The sequence below is a fragment of the Achromobacter pestifer genome, from assembly GCF_013267355.1.
Classification (GTDB): domain Bacteria; phylum Pseudomonadota; class Gammaproteobacteria; order Burkholderiales; family Burkholderiaceae_B; genus Achromobacter; species Achromobacter pestifer_A.
In genome coordinates this window covers 7,035,236-7,058,087 of the sequence record NZ_CP053985.1, presented here as the reverse complement: position 1 = coordinate 7,058,087, position 22,852 = coordinate 7,035,236, and the positions used below count along the sequence as shown (strand labels likewise).

The window sequence follows — 22,852 nt, the reverse complement described above, 5'->3', positions numbered from 1 at the left end:
GCCGTTTACCTCAGGATGCCAATGCGTAGTCGGTGAAGTTCATGCCCAGCGCCTTTTCCACGATGGGGTAGACAGATGGGTCGGTGACGCTGGAAGACAAGGGGATGTGCTGCTTGCGCACGTGCAGGACGCTGACCTCCAGGCCTACACGCAGCTGGCCCGCGCTGACCGGATTGCCTTCGGCGTCCAGGGTGGTGATCACGTCCGGATAGCAGGCGACCCGTGCGCCGTGGCTGTCGGTCACGGCCATGTGCTCGTTCATCACGTGGATCACGCGCTTGCCCGCGCCTTCGCCGATTTCGACGGTGCCGATGTCGAAGGCCTCCTCGGTGTAGCGCAGGGTGTTGCGCACCACCTTGCCGGAAGCAATGATTTCGCCTTGGGTCGCCTTGCAGATTGCGTCGATGACCGCGCTGCCGCCGCGCGGCTGCGCGGCGATGATGGCCTCGCCCAACGCCAGCGCCTTGCTGATGCCGCCCAGGGCGGCATGGCGGCGCACGTAGGATGCGCGGATCGGATTGCGGCAGCTGGCGATGAAGCCGCCCGCCATGTCGGCCGCCTTGCGCAGCACCGGCGATACCTTGCCGGTGGCGCCATGGACGGTCAGCTCCATATAGGAGTTGCTGGCGCGATTGCCGCCCACGGCGCACTGGATCATCGGTTCGGGGCTGCCTGCCAGTCCCAGCGAACCCATGTCGCCGGTGGGGTGGGCGCGGATGTCGCCCACGGCGTCGACGACCTTGGTGCCCAGCACGGCGGAGGGCAGCCAGCCGTTCAAGGTGCTGGACATGCCGTTCTGGCCGATGATCAGTCCGTAGACGCGCTCTCCGAGCGCGTCCTGCAGCCGCTGAGCGGCCTTGACGTAATCGATGCCCAGCATTTGCCAGTCGGTGAGTCCGCCCGGCGCGCCAATCGCGGCCGCGGTGGCAATCCACGCGTCGTCCGGCACCTCGTCCATGGTCACCAATTCAGGGCGGCCGATGGTGACGGCAAGCGAGCCCAGCTCACGCCCATGCTCGGCCCAGCCGCCTCCGCCGCAGGCGAAGACCGATCCGCCTCGAACCGCGGCTTCGACATCTTGCATCGTCAAAATTCTTCCCATGACGCCTTTCCTCCCGATTGCTGATTTCAATGATTCCCGCAACGGTTGCGGGATGGACGGGGGGATCATAGGAAGCAGGTTTGATAATGTCGTATTACCTTTTATGCTTTACACATAACATCATGTTAATTGTCCCGCGCGCTCATAGCGGAGCGGTGGCGCAGCGGAGAATGCGCCTGAGGGATATCCCTAGGCGCGTGATCGAGGCCGAAGCCTGATTTAGCCGCGCTGGTCGAGCTTGTGGAGCACGTCGATGAAGGCTAGCGCCAGCCGAGACAGGGGCTGGAGCTCGAGATGGAACACATTGACCGGCGCGTTCACGGTGCCGATGATCGGCAGGGTCACCACTTCCGACCAGATCGGCCCGGCCACCGTGATCTCGTCCACCAGCGCTACGCCGGCGCCGGCTTGGACCAGGGCGCAGGCGACGTGGGCCTGCTGGACCTCGATGCGTGGTTCGGGTTGCGCATGTTCACCGCCGAACAGCTTGTTGATCAATATTCCGAAGGGAATGTCCGCGCTGTAACCGATCAGTGGCTCTTCGGCCAGATCGTGCACCGTCACGCGGCCGCGTGCCGCCAGCGGGTGCCCTTTGGGCAGTACCGCCACGATCTGGTTCTCGTACAGCGGCTGCCACGCCAGGCTGGGGTGGTCCACCGGCATGTAGGCCACGCCCAGCTCCACCTGCTGCGTCAACAGCGACTGCTGCATCACCGTGGGGATCAAGGTCTGCAGGACGATGCGCACTTCCGGGAATTGCCGCCGGAACTGCGCGATCGCGCGGGGCAGCAGAGATTGGCCGAGGCTGGGGCTGCACGACAGCCGCAGTTGGCCTTCGCGGTTTTCCGCCAGGTTCTCGGCCACTTCGTTCACGCGTTGCACGTTCTGGTACAGCGCCGTGACCTCCACGAACAGCCGGTGGGCTTCAGGGGTGGGATACAGACGGCCCTTGATGCGCTGGAACAGCATCAGCCCCAGGCGCTGCTCCGTATAGGCGATGAGCCGGCTGACCGCGGGCTGGGACACGAACAGAAGCTTGGATGCGCCGCTGATGGAGCCGCTGAGCATGATCGCCCGGAAAACTTCGATCTGCCGCAGATTCAATTTCATATGCTTAACCTGATGTTAATTCTCACGCACATATAAGCATAAGACGTTTTGGATGGCCGCTCCTACACTGCCTGCACTCAACACAGGATGGTGGCGGTCATGAGCGATTTCGATTTGGTGGTGCGCGGCAATATCGTCGACCCGGATGGCGTGGCGATGGACGGCTGGCTGGCGGTGAGGGACGGCAAGATCGCGGCGCGCGGCGCCGGCCCGGCCCCCGCGGGCCGCGACAGCGTGGATGCGCGCGGCCAGTGGGTCGTGCCGGGCGTGGTCGACGGCCAGGTGCACTCGGGCAGCCAGCTGAATCAGGAAGGACTCGGTTGGGCGTCGCGCGCGGCGGCCGCCGGCGGGGTCACGGTCATGGTCGACATGCCCTACGACGATCCGGAACCCGTGGCTTCGCGCCCGCAGCTGGACGCCAAGATCGCCGAGGTCGAGCGCGATTGCCACGTGGATGTGGCGCTGTTTGGCACCTTGAACACCCAGCACGGCGTGGGGGCCGCGGCAGGCCTCATCGAAGGCGGCGTCTGCGCCTTCAAGTTCTCTACCTTCGAAGCCACGCCGGGCCGTTTTCCCCGCATCGAGGAAGACGACCTGTACGAAGCCTTCCGCCTGATCGCTCCGTCCGGATTGGTGTGCGGCGTGCATAACCAGATGCAGGAACTGACCCGCAAGAACATCGCGCGGCTGATCGAGGCGGACGACACGGGCTGGGACGCTTTCATGCGGGCCCATACGCCGCTGATCGAGAACCTGGCGACCGCGCTGATCTATGAGATAGGCGCCGAAACCGGCGCGCGCGCCCACGCGGTGCACGTGTCGACTGCCCGCGGCTTCGAGATCTGCAATATGTACCGCCGCAACGGCCACCGCGCCAGCATTGAAACCTGCGTGCAGTACCTGATGCTGAACCATGAAGAGCACACCCGCCGCTTCGGCGCGAAGACCAAGCACTATCCGCCGATCCGCCCCAAGGCCGAGGTCGATCTGCTCTGGACTCATATCGCCAAGGACGAATGCACCTTCGTGTCGTCGGACCATGTCAGCTGGGGCCTGGAGCGCAAGCAGAATCCGAACGTATTCAAGAACTCGTCCGGCGGCCCCGGCCTGGAAACGCTGTTGCCCGCCTTCTGGACGGGCTGCGAAGAGCATGGCATCGCGCCGTCCATGGTGGTGCGCCAACTGAGCCGCAACCCCGCGCAGCACTTCCTGCTGGATGACCGCAAGGGTTCGTTGGAGGTGGGCAAGGACGCCGACATCGTCATCCTCAAACCGGAGCGCCATGCCTTTGATCCGTCGGCCAGCCTGTCGGCGGTGCACTGGAGTTCGTTCGAAGGCCGCGAGTTCACCGTGCGCGTCGCGGGCACCTGGTGCCGCGGCCAGCAGGTCTACGACGGAAAGCGCATCGTCAACCAGAAGGGCGACGGCCGCTTCCTGCGTCCGCGCCAGGCTTGAGGGACACGGCAATGCCTGTGCAATTTCCTCCCCTGAACGCCGAGCGCCTCTGGGCCCGCGTCGAAACCCTTTCCCGATACACCCTGCCCGACGTCCCCTGGACGCGCCGCGCATTCTCGCCGCTGTTCGATGAGGCCCGCGCCTGGCTGCGCGGCGAATTCGAGGCCGCGGGCCTGACGACCCGCCTGGATGCCGGCGGCAACCTGATAGGCACGCTGGCCGGGCGCGATCCGGCGCGCAAGCCCATCGCCACCGGCTCGCACTGCGACACCGTCATGGCCGGGGGCCGCTTCGACGGCATCATCGGCGTGCTGGCCGGCATCGAAGTCGCCCACACCCTGCGCGAGCACGGCGTGCAGCTGGAACACCCGTTCGAGGTCATCGACTTCCTGTCCGAGGAACCCAGCGACTACGGCATCTCCTGCGTCGGCAGCCGCGCTCTCTGCGGCCAGTTGACGCCCGACATGCTGGCCGCCCGCAACCCCGAGGGCGAGACGCTGGCGGCCGGCATCACCCGCATCGGCGGCGACCCCTCGGCGCTGGGCGCGCCGTTGCGCGCTGCCGATGGCACCGCGGCGTTCGTGGAGCTGCATATCGAACAGGGCCCGGTGCTGGAAAGCCGCGGCCTGCCCATCGGCGTGGTCACCAACATCGTCGGCATCCGCCGCGTGCTGATCACGGTGCAAGGCCAGCCCGACCATGCCGGCACCACGCCCATGGACATCCGCCGCGACGCCCTGGTGGGGGCAGCCCGCATCATCGACGCGGCCCATCGCCAGGCCAGCGCGGCCAGCGGCAATCCGCATTACGTGGTCGCCACCGTGGGCCGCCTGTCCATGACGCCGAACGCCGCCAACGCGGTGCCCGGCCGCGTCGAACTGACGCTGGAAATGCGCAGCGACAGCGACGCCGTGCTGGACGCCTTCCCCGAGACCCTGATGGCTGGCGTGGCCGCGGACCTGACGGCGCTGCGCCTCTCGGCCAGCTTCACGCAGCTGAGCCGCGCCCGGCCCACCGACTGCACGCCGCTGGTGATGGACGCGGTGCAGGCCGCCGCCGATCAGCTGGGCTACGCCTCCATGCGCCTGCCCAGCGGCGCGGGCCACGACGCGGTCTACATGGCGCCCACCGGCCCCATCGGCATGATCTTCATCCCGTGCCTGAACGGCCGCAGCCACTGTCCGGAAGAATGGATCGAGCCCGCGCAGCTGCTCGACGGCACCCGCGTGCTTTACCAATCCGTGCTGGAACTGGACCGCAAGCTGCGGGCATAGCGAGACGGGCGCCCACCGGGCGCCCGCGCCGCCGCTACTTCTTCACCAGCGGGCAGGACGAACGCGACAGCGGCATGAAGGCCTGGTCGCCGGGCAGGGTGGCCACAAGCTTGTAGTAGTCCCAGGGCCGCTTGGACTCGGATGGCTTCTTCACTTCGAACAGGTACATGTCGTGCACCATGCGGCCGTCCTCGCGGATGCGGCCGTTGGTGGCGAAGAAGTCGTTGATGGGCATGGACTTCATCTGCTTCATCACTGCCGTCGGCTCGTCGGTGCCGGCTGCCTGCACCGACTTCAGGTAGTGCATCACTGACGAATACGTGCCGGCCTGGCTCATGTTGGGCATCTTCTTGAGCTTGTCGTAGTAACGCTGGGACCAGGCCCGGGTCTGGTCGTTCATGTCCCAGTAGAAGGCTTCGGTCAGCGTCAGTCCGGCGGCGGCGTCCAGGCCGATGGCGTGGATGTCGTTGATGTACAGCAGCAGTCCGGCCATCTTCTGGCCGCCCTTGGTCAGCCCGAATTCACTGGCGGCCTTGATGGCGTTGACGGTGTCGCCGCCGGCGTTGGCCAGGCCCACGATCTGCGCGCGGCTGGCCTGGGCCTGCAGCAGGTACGAGGCGAAGTCGCTGGAGCCCAGCGGATGGCGCGACGCACCCAGCACGGTGCCGCCGTTGGCCTTGACGACCTCGGTGGCGGACGCCTGCAAGGTGTGGCCGAAAGCGTAATCGGCCGTCAGGAAGTACCAGCTCTTGCCGCCTTGCTCGACCGTGGCGCGCGCCGTGGTGTTGGCCAGCGACCAGGTGTCGTAGGTGTAGTGCACGGAATAGGGCGAGCACAGGTCGTTGGTGATGCGCTCGGTGCCGGGCCCGCTGAACACCACGATCCTCTTTTTCTCGCGGGCCACTTCCAGCACGGCCAGCGCGGGGGCGGAGCCCGCCACGTCCATGATGGCGTCGACTTTCTGGGTGTCGTACCACTCGCGCGCCTTGGCTGCGGCGATGTCGGCCTTGTTCTGGTGGTCCACCACCATCAGGTCGATCTTCTTGCCGAGCACCGTGCCGCCGAAGTCGGCGATGGCCATTTCGGCCGCGGTCGCGCTGCCTTTGCCCGTGACGTCGGCGTACACGCCGCTCATGTCCAGGATCAGGCCCAGGCGGACCACGTCGTCGGAGATCGCCTGCGCCATGGCGCAGGGCGCGGCGGCGAAGGCGGATAGCAGGGCTAGCGTGCTGCGCAACTTCAGGGAAATCCGGGGGGTTCTACGGCATTTCATGGTTGGTCTCCTTTATGCCGGATCTTGTTCGGATACTGCTGGCGCTTGGGGGATCTGCTGCGGCGCTCTGTTCTGGCCTTACGCTGGCGGGTCGCGGTGGGGAGGCTCCTTGTGGTGAAAGCGGTCTAGCGGTGGGACAGCAGGTCGAATTCCATCCGCACCTTGCGGAACGGGAATTCCAGCCGCGCGAAATACACCACGCGGCCGTCGATGCAGGCGTAGCGGCGTATTTCCGCCACGGGTGACGACACGGGGATCTGCAGGGATTCGGCGGATTCCTGGCCGGCTTCGATCACGTTCAGCACCTGGCGCGCTTCGCTGATGCGCGCGCCGTAGAACTGGTCCAGCACCGGCGCCACGGTGCTCTTGCGGATGCGGGCGCGGTGCTTGCGGAACAGCACGCTGTCCAGGAAGACCTCGCTGTAGCAGAAGGGGGCGCCATCGGTGGTGTGCACGCGCCGCAGGTATTGGAAGCTGCCGCCGCGGTCCGCGCCGCAGGGCATGCCCAGGGTATCGGGCAGGGGCGAATCGGCGCTGGATTCCACCAGCGACACCGTGCCCAGCTGGTTGCTCAGCTCCACGGTTTCGGCCCAGGTCTTGGGAATCAAGAGAGTGGGCGTTTCGGGCAGTTCGGCATTGACGAAAGTGCCCGAGCCGCGCGAACGGCGGATCAGGCCATCGTCTTCCAGCAGGCCGAATGCCTGGCGGATGGTCGCCCGCGAGATGCCATAGGTTTCCATCAGCGCTTCCAGCGGCGGGATCTGCTGGCCGGGCCGCCAGGTGCGGTTCTGGATATTGCTGCGAAACAGCGCCGCCGCTTGCAGGTAGAGCGGCTGGGGGCTGCGCGAGAAGAGCTTGGGGTCGGGCATGTTCAGGCCGGGGGCATCATGGTCGGAGCCGCGAGTATGGCATCGGCCATTTCGCGCAGCCGGTGCTTCTGGATCTTGACCGAGTTGGCGCTTTCCACCGAGGGGAAGGCATCCAGCACGGTAAAGCCGGCCGGCGTCTTGAAACCCGCCATCGCGGCTTTGCACGCGGCGGTCCAGCCCGCCGGGTCGGCCGCCGCGCCCGGCTGCAGCAGCACGAAGGCGTAGGGTACGGTCTTGCCCTTTTGGGTGGCGCCGACCACCTGGCAGGCGCGCACGCCAGGCAGGGTTTCGACCACCTGCTCGATTTCCACCGGATTGACCAGGAAGCCGGACAGGCGCAGCGAATCGCCCATGCGGGTCTGGAACACGAACTGGCGCGGGTTCAGCGCGTAGCCGAGATCGCCGGTCTTGAAGTAGCCGTCCTCGGTGAAGGCGCCGCGGGTGGCCTCGGGATTGTCCAGATAGCCCTGCATCAGGCTGGGCGAGAGGATTTCGAGTTCACCGGATTGACCCTGTGGCAGGATCTCGCCCGTGGCGGGATCGCGCGCACGCACCCGGGCATCCGGGTAGATCAGCGTGCCGCCCGGCTGGTGACGCGCGGACACGTCGCCCTCGGCCGGATCGCGGGGTTGGCCGGCGACCAGGGCGATCAGCTCGCTGGATCCGTATAGGCCGGTAAGCGGCACGCCGGCTTCGCGGGCCAGGTCCAGCATATTGTCCAAGGCCGGCGTGAAGCTGGCGAAACCGAACAGCCGGGCCGAGGCGAAGTCGTCTTGCGTTCCCGCCCGCATCATGCCGACCAGGGCCTCGTTGTTGGCGTAGGTATGCGTTACCGCGTGGCGGCGCACCGCGGCGGCGGATTGCGCCGCGTCGAACACGGGCGCGCAAACCACGGGCACGCCTTGCGCCAGGCCGCCGGCCAGGGTGGCGAAACCGAAGGCGCCGCAGAACGGCGCGCTGGCCAGCACGCAGCTGCGCGCGTCGTAACCATAGGCCTGGGCCACGGCTGCACCGTGATTGAGCAGCGTGCGCTGGTCGTGCAGCACGAACTTGGGCTTGGACGTGGTACCGGACGTGGTGAAGCACAGCACGCCCGCATTCGGCTGGGCCGGCGGCGCCGGGTCGGAGCAGGCCAGCAGGTCCTGGTAGCGGTGCGCCGGTATGCCGTGCAGGGAGGAGGGCAGCGCTTCCTCGGCGCCAGCCAGCGCGATCACGCCTTGCAGGCGAGTCAGGTGTTCCGGCGCAACCTCGCCCAGGATGGCCTGGAAGTCTATGCCCTTGAACCCGGGCCAGAACACCAGCCAGTCAGCCTTGCCGCGTCCCAGGATATCGGCCAGCTCCAGCGCCCGGAAGCGCGTGTTGACCGCCAGCACCAGCGCGCCCAGGTGCGCGCAGGCCAGGAAGGATTCCACCCAGGCGGCGCAGTTGGGCAGCCAGACCGCCACGCGCTGGCCGGGCTGCACGCCGATGCGCGCCAGTCCGGCGGCCAGCGCGCGGCTCTGGGCGCGCAATTGCTCGGCGCTGACGGGCTGGTCCTGGTCGATCAGGAGGGGCGCGCCGGGTCGGCGCGCAGCCAGCGCGTCCAGGTGTTCGGAGAATGTCGAGTACGGCAGGTTCATGGCTTACACCGTGGCGATGGGCGTCACGGGCGATCCCACCGCGCCAGGCATGCGCAAGGGCGGGGCGGTCAGCAGGAAGCGGTTGCGGCCTTGCGCGTGCAGCCAGTCGGCCAGATCCTTCAGGTACCAGAGTTCGGCCAACGGCACGCCCAGCTTGAAGAGGCAGTGGTGGTGCAGCGGCAGGATCGAGTGCCCAGGGCCGGACGTGCGCGCCGGATAGGCTTCGACCGCGTAGTTGTCCGCGCAGATCGCGGCGATGCCGGATTGCGTGATCCAGTCCAGCAGCGCCGGGTCGGATCCGTCCAGGACCGCGCCCGTCTGTTCGAGTTTGTGCGGGTCTGGCTGGCCGTTCATGGCCACGATCTCTTCGGCAAAGCCCGTGCGCAGCACCAGCATGTCGCCGGCTTCGACCGACACGTTCTGCGCCTGCATGGCGGTTTGCAGGGCCGCCAGGTCGACGACGCTGCGGCCCGGCCCGTAGGCGCGCGCCAGGTCCACCAGCACGCCGCGGCCCTGCATGCCCTTCTCGGCGTAGCGGCTGACGCTGAGTTTGCGCGCATACGAACCGCCTGGCGGGCAGCAAGCGTCGGGAGAGTCGTCGGGGTCCACGCCGCCGAACACGTCCACGCCGGCCGCATAGCCGTTGTAGTAGACGCGGCGCGCCTGGCCGTCGCCCTGGATGTCGAACAGCGCGCCCACGTGGCACAGGCCGTCCCATTGGGTGGAGTACTGCATGGACAGCGTGACCTGGTCGTCGGACAGTACATCCACGGCCTCGGGCTGCACCTGGGACATCTGGAAGTTCAGGTAGGGCGTGCCTTCGCGGAAGGTGGGTTTGAGCACCGGCGCGTGGCGGCGCGGGTTCAGCACATTGCCGCCCGGCAGGTCCAGCGGCAGGGACAGGCAGAACACCTTGCCCGTGCGCACTTCGCGCACCGCCTGCAGCACTTTTTCCTCGGTCAGCAGGTTCAGGCGGCCGATCTCGTCATCCGGGCCGAAGTCGCCCCAGGTGGAGCCTGCGGGGCGTTGGGTCCAGCGTTTCATCTGCTTGTCTCCTGGAGGTTTTCTATGTTCTTATGAATATAGTACGTATTTACGTACTTTAAAAAGAAATCCGCAGTCAGCGGGTTCGATAGGAGACAAGCCCATGACGCAATTCCTGCACCGCAGGTTGGCGATCACCGCGCCGGCCCTGGCCGCGCTGGCCTTCCTGACCTTGCCCGCGGCGCATGCCGCCGGCTATCCCGACCATCCCGTCACCGTCGTCGTGCCTTATCCGCCGGGCGGCGGCGCCGACCTCTTCGGCCGCGCCATTGCCCACGCGCTGGAACCGGGCCTGAAGCAGACCGTGCTGGTCGAGAACAAGCCCGGCGCGGGCGGCAACATCGGCATGGCCTACGTGGCGCGCGCCAAGCCCGACGGCTACACGCTGGGCCTGGGCACCATCGGCACCCAGACCATCAACCAGTTTCTCTACAGCAACATGGCGTTCGATCCCGAGCGCGACCTGGTGCCCATCGCGCTGGTGTCCACCACGCCCAACGTCATCGCCGTCAGCGCCAAGTCGCCCTACAAGACGGTGGCCGACGTGATCAAGGCGGCCCAGCAGTCCAAGGACAAGAAGCTGACCTACGCGTCGCCCGGCATCGGTTCCTCCGTGCATCTGACCGGCGCCTATTTCGAGGCCATGGCCGGCGTGACCATGCTGCACGTGCCGTTCAAGGGCACGTCCGCGTCCCTGCCGGCGGTGGCGGGCGGACAGGTCGACCTGTTGTTCGACAACCTGCCGGGCGCACTGGCGCAGATCAAGGACGGCAATCTGGTGCGGGGCGTGGCCGTCACGTCCGCCGCGCGCGACGCCTCGGTGCCTAATCTGCCCACCGTGGCGGAATCGGGACTGCCGGGCTTTGACGTCACTGCCTGGTTTGCGCTCTACGCCCCGCGCAACACCCCGGAGCCCGTGGTCAAGCAGCTGATCGAAGCCGCGCGCAGCGGCTTGAAGAACCCGGCCGTCACCGCCAACTTCGCCGGCATGGGCGCCAAGCCCGGCACGCTCTTCGGCGCGGACCTGGCGGCCTTCGAGGCCGGGGAACGCAAGAAGTGGGGCGGACTCATCAAGGACAAGGGAATCACCGCGCAATGAACACGCCCACCGCACTGGTCACCGGCGGCAGCCGGGGCATAGGCCGCGCCATCATCGCGCGCCTGATCGAAGATGGCTTCGAGGTCGTCAACTTCAGCCGCGGCGCGCCCGCGGCGCTCTTGCCCGGCGAGACGTTCCGCTCGGTCGACCTGGGCGACTCAGCGGCCACCATCGCCGCCGCGCGGGAGTTGGCGGCCGAGCGCCGGGTCCTGCATCTGGTCAACAACGCCGGCATGATCCAGGTCGCGCGCATCGGTGATGTGACCCAGGAGCAGATGGCGCGGATCATGGCGCTGAACGTCACGGCGCCAGTGCTGCTGATGCAGGCCCTGCTGCCCGGGATGCGGGCGGCGGGCTACGGGCGGGTGGTGAACATCGGCAGCCGCGCCGCCCTGGGCAAGGACGGGCGCACCGTTTACGGCGCGTCCAAGGCGGCGTTGGCCGGGATGACGCGGACCTGGGCGTTGGAGCTGGCGGGCAGCGGCATCACGGTGAACACCGTGGCGCCCGGACCCATCGCGACCGAGCTGTTCAACCAGTCCAATCCGCCGGGGGCGCCGCAGACGCTGGCGCTGGAGGCGGCGATCCCGGTGGGGCGCGTGGGCCAGCCCGAAGAGGTGGCGCATGCGGTGTCGATGTTCATGGACCCGCGGGCGGGCTTCATGACGGGACAGATGCTGTATGTGTGCGGCGGCGTGTCGGTGGGGCTTGCCGGCTAGCCGGCAAGCGCTTGATCCAGTCGCGCCATTTCCTTCCTGGACATCTTGCCGGACGCCGCCAGCGCCTGCGCCCGCTCCAGGCGCAGGCGCTTGAGCACTTCCGTGGGCGCCACGCCGAAATGCGCGGCGAATTTGCGCTGGAAGGTGCGGCGCGACATCTGGCAGGCGTCGGCCATGTCGTCGACCGACCAGCGCGCCGACAGCTGCGCCTCGATTTTTTCCACCAGATCCCGGAACGGCGCGGCCACGCGGTCCTGCAAGCGCAGCGCCTGGCTGTACTGGCGCTGGTCGCCGTTGCGGCGCATGAAGACCACCAGCCGGCGCGCGACCCGCTGCGACAGGTCCGCGCCGAAGTCGCGTTCGATCAGCGCCAGCGCCAGGTCGATGCCGGCGGTGACGCCGGCAGAGGTCCAGTACTTGCCGCTTTCGATGTAGATGCGGTCGTCTTCGACACGCAGGGCGGGGTGAAGCTGGCGCAGCCGGTCGGCCGAACGCCAGTGGGTGGTGACGGCGCGGCCGTCCAGCAGGCCGGCCGCGGCCAGCACGAAGGCGCCGGTGCATACGCTGCAGGTGCGCCCGGCGTCCGCGTCGCGGTGGCGCAGCCAGGCGCGCGTCTCGGCATGGGCGCCCGCGAGATCCGCCCCGGGGCCGCCGGGAACGAACATCATGTCCAGGGGCTCGTCGCCATCGTCGGCAAAGGTGCCATCCACCTGCATGCGCAGGCCCTGTTCCCAGGTGGAAACCAGCGGCGTGGCGGCGATGGTGCCCAGGCGGTAGAGCGTGCGGCCGGCTTCCTCGTTGGCCGAACTGAAGGCCTGCCAGGGGCCGGCCAGATCCAGCGGCTGGAAGCCGTCGTACAGGACGAACAGCACGCGCAGTGGCGCATCTGGCGCCATATTTGGCGCGCGCGTCCTGGCGCGTCCGCCTATGCTGGAAGTCGTCGTTTCTAACGGAGCATCGTCATGCATGCGAATTTTCTCTTGTTCGAGGGGCTGACCCAGCTGGATATGACCGGGCCGTACGAAGTGCTGGCGAACGCGCCGGGCTTCACCGTGGATTTTGTCGCAAAAACGCGCGATCCGGTGCGCAGCGATCGCGGGTTATGTTTCGTGCCCACGCAGACCATCGCATCGGCGCCGCCCTGCGATCTGCTGGTGGTGCCAGGCGGGCCGGGCACGGATGATGCCATTGTCGACGCCGACTGGGTAGCGTTCACGCGCGCGCAGGGGCTGGCGGCGAGCTATGTGTTCGGCATCTGCACCGGTTCGCTGCTGCTGGGCGCGGCCGGATTGCTGCGCGGCCGGCGCGCTTCCAGCCATTGGCGTGCGCGCGAACTGCTGTCGCGCTTCGGCGCCATTCCCAGCGACGAGCGCATGTGCGTGGACGGCAAGCTGTACACCGCCGGCGGCGTGACCTCTGGTATCGACATGGGGTTGAAGGTGGTGGCGGACCTGTGCGGCGAGGACGTCGCCAAGCTGATCCAGCTGCAGATCGAATACGACCCCAAGCCGCCGTTTCCTGGAGGCACGCCCAAGACCTCGGAGCCGGCCGTGGTGCAGCGTTATCTGGAGATGTCGCAGGCGCGCTTCGAGCGCCGCTCGCAGGCGGTGGAGCGGGCCGCGGCGGCGATGGCTTGAACCCGTCCTCGCGAACGCGAGTGCGGCGCGCTTACTTCGCCAGATGGTCCAGCGGCAGCGGACTTTGCGGCTTGACGGTCTGGATCGCGAAGTTGCTGCGTATGTCCTTCACGCCTGGCAGCTTCAATAGCGTGCCCAGCAGGAAGCGCTCGTAGGCGCGCAGGTCGGGCACCACGACCTGCAGCAGAAAGTCGGATTCGCCCGACACCAGATGCGCGGCAATGACTTCCGGCAATGTGCTGACTTCCTCGCGGAACAGGGCAGAGTCGCGTTCGTGGTGCCGCTCCACCTTGATGCCGACGAAGACGGTCAGGCCCAGGCCGACTTCGTCCGGCGCCAGACGGGCTTCGTAGCCCTGGATGACGCCGGCTTCTTCCAGCAGCCGCACCCGCCGCAGGCAAGGCGAAGGGGACAGGCCGATCTGTTCGGCGAGTTCCACATTGGTCAGCCGGCCGTTCTGCTGCAGGGCTTCGAGGATGCGGCGGTCGTAGGCATCCAATTCGCGTTTTGGCATTGAGTTAGGATTTGGTTCGTTTGATTGGTGGAATATGCCAATCATCATAAATCCAATGGCATGAATAGGATGCACATGCCAGCCCCGTTTTCCTAGAATGATCGCCTGGGACAGGATGAAAAGGAGCGGGGAAATGGCGGATATGGCGATGTTTCTAGGGGCCTTGCTGATCGTCTACGTGGTGCCGGGACCCGACATGATCTTGCTGCTGGAGACCGGCGTGCTGCGTGGCAGGGGGCAGGCGCTGGCGGTGGCCGCGGGGCTGGCCATTGCGCGGGCCGCGCACGTGACCCTGGCCGCGCTGGGACTGGCGGCGCTGTTCAAGACCCATCCCTGGGCATTCGATGCGGCGCGCACGGTGGGCGGTTGCTATCTGGTCTGGTTGGGAGTGCGGCTGTTGCGCGCGGGACCGGTTTCCTACGACGCCACCGGACAGGCGCCCGCGAGCGGCGCGGGGCTGGGGCCGGCGCTATTGAGCGGCGTGCTGACCAATGTGCTCAATCCCAAGGCCCTGCTGTTCTGCTCGGTGCTGCTGCCGCAATTCGTGTCGCCCGCCCAGGGCCCGATAGGCCAGCAGTTCGCTGTGCTGGGCGTGATCCTGGTCAGCCTGGGCCTGGCGCTGGACGTGCTGTGCGCGTTGGCGGGCGGGGCGGTGGGGCGCTGGATGTCGGCCAGCCCGCGGGCGCAGAAGATCCAGAGCCGGGTGTTCGGGCTGGCGTTGATCGGTTTCGGCCTGCGCCTGACCGTGGCCCAGCGGCCAGCCTGAGCCGCCGGCCCCGCGGCTTGCGCCGCGGAACCAGCGGTCAGGCTTACTTGGCGTAGGCGTAAGAGGACTCGTCCGTCTCTTCGTCCTTCGGCTGCGGCGGAATCGCGCCGTCTTCCAGCAGTTCCGACTGCGTCAGGCCCTTGGTCAGTTCCAGCGCCTGGCGTTCGAACAGGCGCCGGTACAGTCCGCCTTTCAGACGGATCAGCGCATCGTGGCTACCTTCCTCGATGATGCGGCCGCGGTCCATCACCAGCAGGCGGTCCAGCGCGCGCACCGTGGACAGGCGGTGCGCCACCACCAGCGTCGTGCGGCCCACCATCAGGCGGTCCATGGCCTGCTGGATCAGCACCTCGCTTTCGCTGTCCAGGCTGGACGTGGCTTCGTCCAGGATCAGGATGGGCGCATCGGCCAGGAAGGCGCGGGCCAGGGCCACGCGCTGGCGTTCGCCGCCCGACAGCTTGACGCCGCGTTCGCCGACCAGCGTGTCGTAGCCCTTGGGCAGCGCCATGATGAAGTCATGGGCGCTGGCCAGCCGCGCCGCCTGCTCGATCTCGGCCTGCGTGGCGCCGGGGCGGGCATAGGCGATGTTCTCCGCCAGCGTGCGGTGGAACAGCACCGGCTCCTGCTGCACGATGGCGATCTGGCTGCGCAAGGACGCCTGGCGTGCTTGGGCGATGTCCTGCCCGTCGATCGTGATGCGGCCGTCGTTCACGTCATACAAGCGCTGGATCAGCTTGATGAACGTGGTCTTGCCCGAGCCCGAATGGCCGACCAGGCCGACCCGTTCGCCCGGCGCGATGCGCACCGAGAAATGGTCGTACAACGCCTTGTCGTGCGCGCCATAGCGGAACGTCACGTCCTCGAAGCGGATCTCGCCGGCCGTGACGCGCAGCTCGCTCGCGCCAGGCCGGTCGTCCACGCCCAGCGGCTGCTTTTCCAGCGCGACCAATTCTTCCATGTCGTTGACCGAACGCTGCAGGTTGCGGATGTGCATGCCCACGTCGCGCAGGTAGCCCTGCAGCATGAAGAACATCGTGAGGGCGAAGGTGATGTCGCCCACGCTGGCCTGGCCGCGCGACCACAGCAGCAGCGACGCGCCCAGGATGCCCGCCTGCATGGCGACCAGCATCGCGCCCTGGATGCCGCCGTTGATCGTGCCGCGGATCCAGGTGCGGCGGGTGCGGCGGCGCCATTTGTCGACCACGCGGTCCAGCCTGACTTCTTCGCGTTCTTCGGCGCCGAAGGTCTTGACGACCGCATTGCAGCTGACGGCGTCGGCCAAAGCGCCGCCCATGCGCGTGTCCCAGGCGTTGCCCAGACGCGCCGCCGGGGCAACATAGCCCAGCGACAGCGCCGCGGTCACGGCGATGTACAGCACCGAGCCCAGGCCCACCACCAGGCCCATGATGGGCCAGTGCGCGCCCAGCAGGGCGGTGGCGCCCACCAGCATCACGACCGAAGGCAGCAGCGCGATCAGCAGCGTGTCGTTCAGGATGTCCACCGCCCACATGCCGCGCGTGACCTTGCGCACCGTGGAGCCGGCGAAGCTGTTGGCGTGCCAATCCGTGGAAAAGCGCTGCACGCGGTAGAACGCGTTGGACACGATTCCGTTCATCATCTTCAGCGTGAAGGTGATGATGTTCTGGAATATGGCCTGGCGCAGCAGCGTGCCGCCGATGCCCAGCGCGATCAGCAGCCAGAATGCGGTGATGGCCGCGCTCCAGACGATTTCGTCGCCGGCCGCGCCCGAGGCCACGGCGTCAACCAGTTTGCCGGCGTACAGCGGCGTCAGCACATCGGTCAACGCCGACAGCAGGGCGAGCACGATGATGCCGGAGGTACGCCAGGGCTGCGCGCGCCAATGGCGGAAGGTAAAGCCCAGGACATCCTTGAAGGTCTGCCCTCGTAGATCGATTTTTTTTCTAGCCATTGCAATGGCCCGGCGGCACCAGGACGCCGGGAGTCCTTGTGTAGAAAGAGGAAGGAACGGCCTGCGCAGCGAGGCGCGGGCGATTGCGTTTAGATTTTTGGGGCGGGCACGGAGGACCAGTCGCTAGATAGGCATCCAGCGATGGGTCCGCGCGGGCGACGACTTAACGGCGTCGCGGAGACACGCGCGGGATGGCGGTATGCGGATTCATCATCTTGCGCCTCCCAGTGGTGTGAGATGTGGGGGAAAAGTAATGGGCAGAGGCCCGAATTGAAGATTCTATAGAAGTGGTGTAGGCGAATCAACGGGTAAGCACGCGCCAGTGTGGGTTTTTTTCAACTGGCGCGGTTTTCAATCGCGCGTGAACAGATCCGGCGGCAGGCGCGCCACGGCGTCGTAGGTCAGGCGGATGTGAGCGGCCAGCAAGTCACAGGCGCGGTCGGCATCGCGGGCCAGCGTGGCGTCCAGGATGCCTTTGTGCTCGTCGTCCAGGTTGCGCGCAATGGGTTTGCGCGTGACGGTCAGGCGGCGGTAGCGCTCGGCCTGCTGGTACAGGATGCCCAGGAAGTGATGCAGCCAGCGCGAGGGACAGGCGCGGATCAGTTCGCGGTGGAACTCGCGGTTGCGCTGCTCCCACTCTTCAAAGCGGGTGTCGGGGTCGGCTGCCAGGCGCTGCTCGGCCTTGCTCAGGCGGTGGAAGGCGGCGAGCACCGCGCTTTCCCAGTCGTCGTCGCCTAGCGCAATGGACTGGCGCAACGCCTGGGTTTCGAGCAGCACGCGGTTCTCGGTGATGTCGCGGAAATCTTCCAGCGAGATCGGCGTGACGTGGAAGCCGCGCTGTCCTTGCGCGATGACCAGCGCATCCGACACCAGCAGCGCCAGCGCTTCGCGCAGCGTGCCCGCGCCCACGCCGTAATCGTCCTTCAGATGCTCGACCCGCAGCCGCGAGCCTGGCGGGTGCACACCCTGGATGATGTCGCGGCGCAGGTTGACATAGGCCGCGCCGACCAGGGTGTTGGCCGAGGCGGAATGGGCAAGCGGGGGGAGGGTGGCGCCGTCTGACATGGAGCTACTTTATCACTGCGTCCAAAAAATCTCGATAAAAATTATTGACGCCGAGATTTATGCTGCTTATCGTAGAAAAAAGCGTCGCGAATACGACCGGCATGCAGCCGGCGGCAGGCGCAACCTGGAGACAAGCAGTGATACGGCTACATGACATCCGGTACGTCCGGCTGGGTACCCGCGACCTGGAATCCGCGGTCCGCTACGCGACCGCGGTGCTGGGGCTGGAAGTGGCGCGCAAGGAGCACGGCGCGGTCTATTTCAAGTCCGACTCGCGCGACCACACGCTGTGCTACTTCGAAGGCGATCCGCGCGACCACACCACGGCGTTCGAGGTGGATACGCCCGAAGAGCTGGAGCACGCCGGCGCGGTGCTGGAGCGCAGCGGCTATCAGGTCGCCGCGGGCAAGCGCGAGGACGCCGAGCAGCGCTACGTGCGCGATTTTCTCAGCTTCGTCGACCCCTCCGGCAACCGCATCGAGCTGGTGCACGCGCCGCATCACAGCGGCCGCCGCTATTTTCCCAGCCGCGATGCCGGCGTGACGGGCTTTTCGCACATCGGCCTGCGCACGCTGGACGCGCGGCGCGACGAGGCCTTCTGGACCGGCCTGTTGTCGGCGCGGGTCAGCGACCGCATCGGCGAAGCGCCGCTGCTGCGCATCGACGAAGTGCACCACAAGATCGCGCTGTTCCCGTCCAGCTTTCCGGGCGTGCAGCACATCAACCACCAGGTCGAGAGCATCGACGACATCATGCGCGCCTGGTATCAGCTGAAGGAATGGAACGTGCCGATCCGCTTCGGCCCGGGGCGGCATCCGACGTCGGGAGCGATGTTCCTGTACTTCGATGGGCCCGACGGCATGATCTACGAATACTCCACCGGCGTGCGCCTGATCAGCGCCGAAGACGAGAAGACCTATCGTCCGCGCAGCTTTCCCGCCGTGCCGTCCTCGTTCTGCATGTGGGGCGCCAAGCCCGACATCCCGGAGTTCAAGACGTGAGCGCCGTGCCGATGAAGGTTGACGCCGGCCAGGAAGCCCTGGTGCGGGTGGCGGCGCGCGGCCTGGCCCGTGCCGGCCTGGTCCACGCCTACGGCCATTGCAGCAGCCGGCTCGACGCCGGCCACTTCCTGGTGTGCGCGGCGCGGCCCATGGGGCTGATCGAGCCGGGCGAGGCGGGCACGGTGGTGCCGGTGCATGGCGAGCTGCCCGAAGGCGTGCTGGGCGAGGTCCGCATCCACCAGCATATCTACCGCATGCGTCCCGAAGTGGGTGGGGTGGTGCGTTCCATGCCGCCCACGGTCATGACGCTGTCCTCGGCCCGCGTGACGCCGCAGCCGCGCCACGGCATGGGCTCGTATTTTTCTCCGGCCGTGGCGCTCTGGGACGACCCGCAGCTGGTACGCAGCGATGCCCAGGCGCGTGGCGTGGCCCAGGCCCTGGGCGCGGCGCGCGCGGTGGCCATGCGTGGCAACGGCGCGGTGGTGGCGGCCGAATCCCTGATGCATGCGGTGGTGCTGACCTGGTATCTGGAGGACGCGGCGCGCATCGAATGGCAATTGCGCTCGGCCGGCCTGGCCGAAGGCGCGCCCACGCTCTCGCCCGAAGAGGCGGCGGCCCGCGCCGTGGGCACGGGCCGCATCTACGAGCGCATGTGGGAATACCTGACCGCCGGCGACCCTGAAGCGGCGCTGGCAGACCTGTCACAACCGAGGACGCAATGACCGATTTCCGCAATTTCATCAACGGCGAATGGGTCGCCACCGGCAAGACGTTCGACAACCGCGATCCGGTTGACAACCGCCTGATCGGGCGCATCCACGAGGCCGGCGACGCCGAGGTCGACGCCGCGGTGCGGGCCGCCAAGGCGGCATTGCGCGGTCCCTGGGCCAAGCTCAAGACGCAGCAGCGCGTGGAGTTGCTGCACGCGGTGGCCGACGGCATCATCCGCCGCTTCGACGACTTCGTCGACGCCGAGATCGCCGACACCGGCAAGCCCTACGACCTGGCCAGCCATCTGGACATTCCGCGCGGCGCGGCGAACTTCAAGATCTTCGCCGACCTGGTGCGCAACATCCCCAACGAGACCTTCGACCTGGAAACGCCGGATGGCGGCCATGCCCTGAACTACGGCGTGCGCGTGCCGCGCGGCGTGATCGGCGTGATCTGCCCCTGGAACCTGCCGCTGCTGCTGATGACCTGGAAGGTGGGCCCGGCCCTGGCCTGCGGCAACACCGTGGTGGTCAAGCCTTCTGAAGACACCCCGGCCACGGCCACGCTGCTGGGTGAAGTCATGAACGAGGTCGGCGTGCCGCCCGGCGTCTACAACGTGGTGCATGGCCGCGGCCCCGGCTCGGCCGGCGAAAAGCTTACGCGCCATCCGCTGGTCGACGGCATCACCTTCACCGGCGAAACCCGCACTGGCGAAGCCATCATGCAGGCGGCGGCGGTGGGCGTGCGGCCCGTGTCCTTCGAGCTGGGCGGCAAGAACGCGGGCATCGTGTTCGCCGATGCGGATTTCGACAAGGCGGTGGCCGGCATTGCGCGCGCCGCCTTCGACAATACCGGGCAGGTCTGCCTGGGCACTGAGCGCGTCTATGTGCAGCGGCCGATTTTCGACCGCTTCGTGGCCGCGCTGGGCGAGCGCGCCCGCGGCTTCAAGCTGGGCCGTCCGAAGGATCCCGGCGTCAACCTGGGGCCGCTGATCTCGCAGCGCCATCGCGACAAGGTGCTGGGCTACTACGCCCGCGCCCGCGAAGAGGGCGCCACGGTGGTGGCGGGCGGCGGCGTGCCGGACATGGCGGATGAATTGGCCGGCGGCGCGTGGATCCAGCCCACCGTGTGGACCGGCCTGCCGGAAACCTCGGCCGTGATCCAGCAGGAGATCTTCGGACCCTGCTGCCATATCGCGCCCTTTGACACGGAAGAAGAAGCCGTCGCCCTGGCCAACGCCACGCCCTACGGCCTGGCGGCCTCGGTCTGGACCAGCAACGTGGGCACCGCCCATCGCATGGGACAGGCCCTGGAAGTGGGCATCTGCTGGATCAATTCCTGGTTCCTGCGCGACCTGCGCACGGCCTTTGGCGGATCCAAGCAGTCCGGCATCGGCCGCGAAGGCGGCGTGCATTCGCTCGAGTTCTACACGGAGCTGCGCAATGTCTGCGTGAAGCTCTGACGTGTAAGCAGGCCCCAGTACCGGCAGGCGCCGCGCAGAACGGCGCCGCCGTCCATCCCCCAAGGAGACTTAGCATGCAAGCATACGCACGCGGGCTGTCCGCGCTGGCCGCGGTCGCGGCCCTGACCGCGGCCAATGCCGCAATGGCGGACATCCGCATTGGCTTTACCGGAGTGCTGTCCGGCCCCCAGGCGGCACTGGGCCAGGACCAGTACGACGGCCTGATGCTGGGCATCGAACAACTGGGCGGCAGCCTGGGTGGCCAGAAGGCCGTGGTGATCCGCGACGACGACCAGCTCAAGCCCGACGTGGGCGCGCAGATCGTGCAGAAATTCATCGAGAAGGACAAGGTGGACGTGATCGTCGGCCTGGGCTTCTCCAACGTGTTGATGGCCGAATTGCGGCGCATCAAGGAATCGGGCGTGGTGGCGCTGTCCACCAACGCCGGGCCCGCGCCCATCGCCGGCCGCATGTGCCTGCCCAACCTGTTCGTGCTGGGCTGGCAGAACGACAGCATGTCCGAAGCCATGGGCAAGTACGTCAAGGACCAGGGCTACAAGCGCGCCTACCTGATGTCGTCCAACTACCAGGCCGGCAAGGACAAGCTGGCGGGCTTCAAGCGCTTCTATGGCGCCGCTCCCGCCGACGAGATCTACACCCAGCTGGGCCAGCTGGATTATTCGGCGGAGATCTCGCGCATGCAGGCGGCCTCGCCCGATGCGCTGTTCGTGTTCTATACCGGCGGGGTGGGCGTGAACTTCGTGCGCCAGCTGCGCCAGGCCGGCCTGATGGACAAGCTGCCGTTCTTCTCGGAAAGCCTGATCGACTCGAACACGCTGACCGCGCTGAAGGAGCAGGCGGTGGGTGCGATCTACGGTACGCCCTGGGCCACCACGCTGGACAACCCGCAGAACCGCAAGTTCGTCGAAGCCTTCAAGGCCAAGTATGGGCGCCTGCCGTCGGAGTACGCAGTGGGCGGCTACGACGCGGCCTTCCTGCTGGATGCGGCCGTCAAGCAGCAGGGCGGAAAGGTCGGCGACAGCAAGGCCCTGGCCGCGGCGGTCAAGGCCGCCGGCGCGAACTTCCCGACGGTGCGCGGCAAGTTCCGCTTCAACAGCAACAACATGCCGGTGCAGGACCTGTATGCCTACCAGGTCGTGAAGGAAGGCGACAGCGTGGGCCTGAAGCAGCTGGCCAAGGTGTTCACCGACCACCAGGACGCCTACGTGGCGGACTGCCCGCTGAAGTAACCGTCCCGGGAGACGCCCCATGAACGGATCCTTGCTGTTGTCGCAGATGCTCAATGGCCTGCAGCTCGGCGCCTTGCTGTTCCTGCTGTCCTCGGGGCTGACCCTGATCTTCGGCATCATGAACTTCATCAACCTGGCGCACGGGTCGCTGTACATGATCGGCGCCTTCCTGGGCGCCACCGCCTACAACGCCAGCGGCTCGTTCGCCTTCGCCATCCTGGCGGCGGTGACGGGCAGCGGCCTGGTGGGCGTGGCGCTGGAGCGCCTGATCGCGCGGCCGCTGTACAAGCATGACCACCTCTACCAGGTGCTGGCCACGTTCGGGCTGATGATGTTCTTCAACGAACTGGCCTCGGTCATCTGGGGCAGCCGGCCGTATTACGCCGCCGTGCCGCAGGGGCTGGAAGGGGCCGTCAGCCTGTTCGGCAACGACTACCCGGTGTATCGCCTGATGATCATCGGCGTGGGCGCGCTGGTGGCGGTGGGCGCCTGGTTCCTGATCCAGCGCACGCGCTTCGGCATGCTGATCCGCGCCGGCGCCAGCAACGCGCCCATGGCCAGCGTGCTGGGCGCCAACGTGGACCTGCAGAAGACGCTGCTGTTCCTGCTGGGCGCGGTGCTGGCAGGCGTGGCGGGCGCGCTGGCGGGGCCGATTCTGTCGGTGCAGTCCGGCATGGGCGAGCCCGTGCTGATCCTGGCGCTGGTGGTGATCGTGGTGGGCGGCATAGGCTCGGTGCGCGGCACGCTGGTGGCGGCCTTGCTGATCGCCATGATAGACACGCTGGGCCGGGCCTTCCTGCCCGACATGCTGCGCGCCGTGTTCGACGCGTCCGTCGCCAACGCGGTTGGGCCTGCCCTGGCCTCCATGCTTATCTACGTGCTGATGGCCGTGGTGCTGGCGTTCCGGCCGCAAGGCCTGGTCTTCTCGGCGCGGCGTTGACGCGCGCCTGTC

At 67.3% G+C, this 22,852-nt stretch carries 21 protein-coding genes; 11 read left to right on the top strand and 10 right to left on the bottom strand.

Going from position 1 to position 22,852, the window contains the following annotated elements; all coding sequences use genetic code 11:
- Window positions 1-10: 10 nt before the first annotated feature.
- The gene (locus tag FOC84_RS33185; RefSeq protein ID WP_173149848.1) at window positions 11-1,102 is read right to left on the bottom strand and encodes a DUF917 domain-containing protein; all 1,092 of its coding nucleotides are present in this window, start codon (window positions 1,100-1,102) and stop codon (window positions 11-13) included.
- A 219-nt stretch (window positions 1,103-1,321) separates the two neighbouring features.
- The gene (locus FOC84_RS33180; RefSeq protein ID WP_173149846.1) at window positions 1,322-2,212 is read right to left on the bottom strand and encodes a LysR family transcriptional regulator; all 891 of its coding nucleotides are present in this window, start codon (window positions 2,210-2,212) and stop codon (window positions 1,322-1,324) included.
- Window positions 2,213-2,311: 99 nt separating this feature from the next.
- Between FOC84_RS33180 and FOC84_RS33175 the strand changes: the two genes are divergently transcribed.
- Window positions 2,312-3,667, top strand: a complete 1,356-nt coding sequence (locus FOC84_RS33175; RefSeq protein ID WP_173149844.1) for a dihydroorotase — start codon at window positions 2,312-2,314, stop codon at window positions 3,665-3,667.
- An 11-nt stretch (window positions 3,668-3,678) separates the two neighbouring features.
- Window positions 3,679-4,941 (top strand): Zn-dependent hydrolase, encoded by a 1,263-nt coding sequence (locus tag FOC84_RS33170; protein ID WP_173149842.1) that lies wholly within the window; start codon window positions 3,679-3,681, stop codon window positions 4,939-4,941.
- 34 nt (window positions 4,942-4,975) lie between these two features.
- On the opposite strand, the gene FOC84_RS33165 is transcribed toward FOC84_RS33170, so the two are convergent.
- From FOC84_RS33165 to FOC84_RS33150, 4 genes are all read right to left on the bottom strand, one after another.
- Complete coding sequence (locus tag FOC84_RS33165) at window positions 4,976-6,214, bottom strand: ABC transporter substrate-binding protein (protein ID WP_173149840.1); 1,239 nt, start codon at window positions 6,212-6,214, stop codon at window positions 4,976-4,978.
- Between the two features lie 125 nt (window positions 6,215-6,339).
- Window positions 6,340-7,083 carry a GntR family transcriptional regulator gene (locus tag FOC84_RS33160; RefSeq protein WP_173149838.1) on the bottom strand — a complete coding sequence of 248 codons (744 nt, stop codon included), beginning with the start codon at window positions 7,081-7,083 and terminating at the stop codon, window positions 6,340-6,342.
- A 2-nt stretch (window positions 7,084-7,085) separates the two neighbouring features.
- Window positions 7,086-8,702, bottom strand: a complete 1,617-nt coding sequence (locus FOC84_RS33155; protein ID WP_173149836.1) for an AMP-binding protein — start codon at window positions 8,700-8,702, stop codon at window positions 7,086-7,088.
- Between the two features lie 3 nt (window positions 8,703-8,705).
- Window positions 8,706-9,746 (bottom strand): cyclase family protein, encoded by a 1,041-nt coding sequence (locus FOC84_RS33150; RefSeq protein WP_173149834.1) that lies wholly within the window; start codon window positions 9,744-9,746, stop codon window positions 8,706-8,708.
- A gap of 103 nt (window positions 9,747-9,849) precedes the next feature.
- On the opposite strand from FOC84_RS33150, the gene FOC84_RS33145 reads away from it, so the two are divergent.
- Both FOC84_RS33145 and FOC84_RS33140 read left to right on the top strand, forming a co-directional pair.
- A complete protein-coding gene (locus tag FOC84_RS33145) occupies window positions 9,850-10,845 on the top strand; it encodes a Bug family tripartite tricarboxylate transporter substrate binding protein (protein WP_173149832.1) in 996 nt (331 codons plus the stop codon).
- Window positions 10,842-11,564, top strand: a complete 723-nt coding sequence (locus tag FOC84_RS33140) for an SDR family oxidoreductase (protein ID WP_173149829.1) — start codon at window positions 10,842-10,844, stop codon at window positions 11,562-11,564. Before FOC84_RS33145 ends, FOC84_RS33140 begins: the two co-directional genes overlap by 4 nt.
- On the opposite strand, the gene FOC84_RS33135 is transcribed toward FOC84_RS33140, so the two are convergent.
- Window positions 11,561-12,460: a GlxA family transcriptional regulator gene (locus FOC84_RS33135; RefSeq protein ID WP_173150585.1), complete on the bottom strand. Its 900-nt coding sequence runs from the start codon at window positions 12,458-12,460 to the stop codon at window positions 11,561-11,563. The two genes, FOC84_RS33140 and FOC84_RS33135, sit on opposite strands and share 4 nt — an antisense overlap.
- A gap of 66 nt (window positions 12,461-12,526) precedes the next feature.
- Here FOC84_RS33135 and FOC84_RS33130 point away from each other — a divergent pair, with 66 nt between their 5' ends.
- A complete protein-coding gene (locus FOC84_RS33130; RefSeq protein WP_173149827.1) occupies window positions 12,527-13,201 on the top strand; it encodes a DJ-1/PfpI family protein in 675 nt (224 codons plus the stop codon).
- Between the two features lie 31 nt (window positions 13,202-13,232).
- On the opposite strand, the gene FOC84_RS33125 is transcribed toward FOC84_RS33130, so the two are convergent.
- Window positions 13,233-13,715, bottom strand: a complete 483-nt coding sequence (locus FOC84_RS33125) for an Lrp/AsnC family transcriptional regulator (RefSeq protein WP_054454795.1) — start codon at window positions 13,713-13,715, stop codon at window positions 13,233-13,235.
- A gap of 142 nt (window positions 13,716-13,857) precedes the next feature.
- Here FOC84_RS33125 and FOC84_RS33120 point away from each other — a divergent pair, with 142 nt between their 5' ends.
- Complete coding sequence (locus tag FOC84_RS33120; protein ID WP_254241860.1) at window positions 13,858-14,481, top strand: LysE family translocator; 624 nt, start codon at window positions 13,858-13,860, stop codon at window positions 14,479-14,481.
- Window positions 14,482-14,524: 43 nt separating this feature from the next.
- Here FOC84_RS33120 and FOC84_RS33115 read toward each other — a convergent pair whose 3' ends face one another.
- Window positions 14,525-16,411: an ABC transporter ATP-binding protein gene (locus tag FOC84_RS33115; RefSeq protein ID WP_173149823.1), complete on the bottom strand. Its 1,887-nt coding sequence runs from the start codon at window positions 16,409-16,411 to the stop codon at window positions 14,525-14,527.
- A gap of 351 nt (window positions 16,412-16,762) precedes the next feature.
- The gene (locus tag FOC84_RS33110) at window positions 16,763-17,476 is read right to left on the bottom strand and encodes a GntR family transcriptional regulator (RefSeq protein WP_173149821.1); all 714 of its coding nucleotides are present in this window, start codon (window positions 17,474-17,476) and stop codon (window positions 16,763-16,765) included.
- A gap of 137 nt (window positions 17,477-17,613) precedes the next feature.
- Between FOC84_RS33110 and FOC84_RS33105 the strand changes: the two genes are divergently transcribed.
- From FOC84_RS33105 to FOC84_RS33085, 5 genes are all read left to right on the top strand, one after another.
- Window positions 17,614-18,477: a VOC family protein gene (locus FOC84_RS33105; protein ID WP_173149819.1), complete on the top strand. Its 864-nt coding sequence runs from the start codon at window positions 17,614-17,616 to the stop codon at window positions 18,475-18,477.
- 11 nt (window positions 18,478-18,488) lie between these two features.
- Window positions 18,489-19,199 (top strand): class II aldolase/adducin family protein, encoded by a 711-nt coding sequence (locus FOC84_RS33100; protein WP_173150584.1) that lies wholly within the window; start codon window positions 18,489-18,491, stop codon window positions 19,197-19,199.
- The gene (locus tag FOC84_RS33095; RefSeq protein ID WP_173149817.1) at window positions 19,196-20,650 is read left to right on the top strand and encodes a 2-hydroxymuconic semialdehyde dehydrogenase; all 1,455 of its coding nucleotides are present in this window, start codon (window positions 19,196-19,198) and stop codon (window positions 20,648-20,650) included. Before FOC84_RS33100 ends, FOC84_RS33095 begins: the two co-directional genes overlap by 4 nt.
- Before the next feature lie 74 nt (window positions 20,651-20,724).
- Complete coding sequence (locus FOC84_RS33090; protein WP_173149815.1) at window positions 20,725-21,900, top strand: ABC transporter substrate-binding protein; 1,176 nt, start codon at window positions 20,725-20,727, stop codon at window positions 21,898-21,900.
- A 19-nt stretch (window positions 21,901-21,919) separates the two neighbouring features.
- Window positions 21,920-22,840, top strand: a complete 921-nt coding sequence (locus FOC84_RS33085; protein ID WP_042793142.1) for a branched-chain amino acid ABC transporter permease — start codon at window positions 21,920-21,922, stop codon at window positions 22,838-22,840.
- Window positions 22,841-22,852: the final 12 nt, after the last annotated feature.

Coding starts and splice junctions, on each gene's coding strand:
- FOC84_RS33185 (WP_173149848.1), bottom strand. CDS start 1,102: ATGGGAAGAATTTTGACGATGCAAGATGTCGAAGCCGCGGTTCGAGGC.
- FOC84_RS33180 (WP_173149846.1), bottom strand. CDS start 2,212: ATGAAATTGAATCTGCGGCAGATCGAAGTTTTCCGGGCGATCATGCTC.
- FOC84_RS33175 (WP_173149844.1), top strand. CDS start 2,312: ATGAGCGATTTCGATTTGGTGGTGCGCGGCAATATCGTCGACCCGGAT.
- FOC84_RS33170 (WP_173149842.1), top strand. CDS start 3,679: ATGCCTGTGCAATTTCCTCCCCTGAACGCCGAGCGCCTCTGGGCCCGC.
- FOC84_RS33165 (WP_173149840.1), bottom strand. CDS start 6,214: ATGAAATGCCGTAGAACCCCCCGGATTTCCCTGAAGTTGCGCAGCACG.
- FOC84_RS33160 (WP_173149838.1), bottom strand. CDS start 7,083: ATGCCCGACCCCAAGCTCTTCTCGCGCAGCCCCCAGCCGCTCTACCTG.
- FOC84_RS33155 (WP_173149836.1), bottom strand. CDS start 8,702: ATGAACCTGCCGTACTCGACATTCTCCGAACACCTGGACGCGCTGGCT.
- FOC84_RS33150 (WP_173149834.1), bottom strand. CDS start 9,746: ATGAAACGCTGGACCCAACGCCCCGCAGGCTCCACCTGGGGCGACTTC.
- FOC84_RS33145 (WP_173149832.1), top strand. CDS start 9,850: ATGACGCAATTCCTGCACCGCAGGTTGGCGATCACCGCGCCGGCCCTG.
- FOC84_RS33140 (WP_173149829.1), top strand. CDS start 10,842: ATGAACACGCCCACCGCACTGGTCACCGGCGGCAGCCGGGGCATAGGC.
- FOC84_RS33135 (WP_173150585.1), bottom strand. CDS start 12,460: ATGGCGCCAGATGCGCCACTGCGCGTGCTGTTCGTCCTGTACGACGGC.
- FOC84_RS33130 (WP_173149827.1), top strand. CDS start 12,527: ATGCATGCGAATTTTCTCTTGTTCGAGGGGCTGACCCAGCTGGATATG.
- FOC84_RS33125 (WP_054454795.1), bottom strand. CDS start 13,715: ATGCCAAAACGCGAATTGGATGCCTACGACCGCCGCATCCTCGAAGCC.
- FOC84_RS33120 (WP_254241860.1), top strand. CDS start 13,858: ATGGCGATGTTTCTAGGGGCCTTGCTGATCGTCTACGTGGTGCCGGGA.
- FOC84_RS33115 (WP_173149823.1), bottom strand. CDS start 16,411: ATGGCTAGAAAAAAAATCGATCTACGAGGGCAGACCTTCAAGGATGTC.
- FOC84_RS33110 (WP_173149821.1), bottom strand. CDS start 17,476: ATGTCAGACGGCGCCACCCTCCCCCCGCTTGCCCATTCCGCCTCGGCC.
- FOC84_RS33100 (WP_173150584.1), top strand. CDS start 18,489: ATGAAGGTTGACGCCGGCCAGGAAGCCCTGGTGCGGGTGGCGGCGCGC.
- FOC84_RS33095 (WP_173149817.1), top strand. CDS start 19,196: ATGACCGATTTCCGCAATTTCATCAACGGCGAATGGGTCGCCACCGGC.
- FOC84_RS33090 (WP_173149815.1), top strand. CDS start 20,725: ATGCAAGCATACGCACGCGGGCTGTCCGCGCTGGCCGCGGTCGCGGCC.
- FOC84_RS33085 (WP_042793142.1), top strand. CDS start 21,920: ATGAACGGATCCTTGCTGTTGTCGCAGATGCTCAATGGCCTGCAGCTC.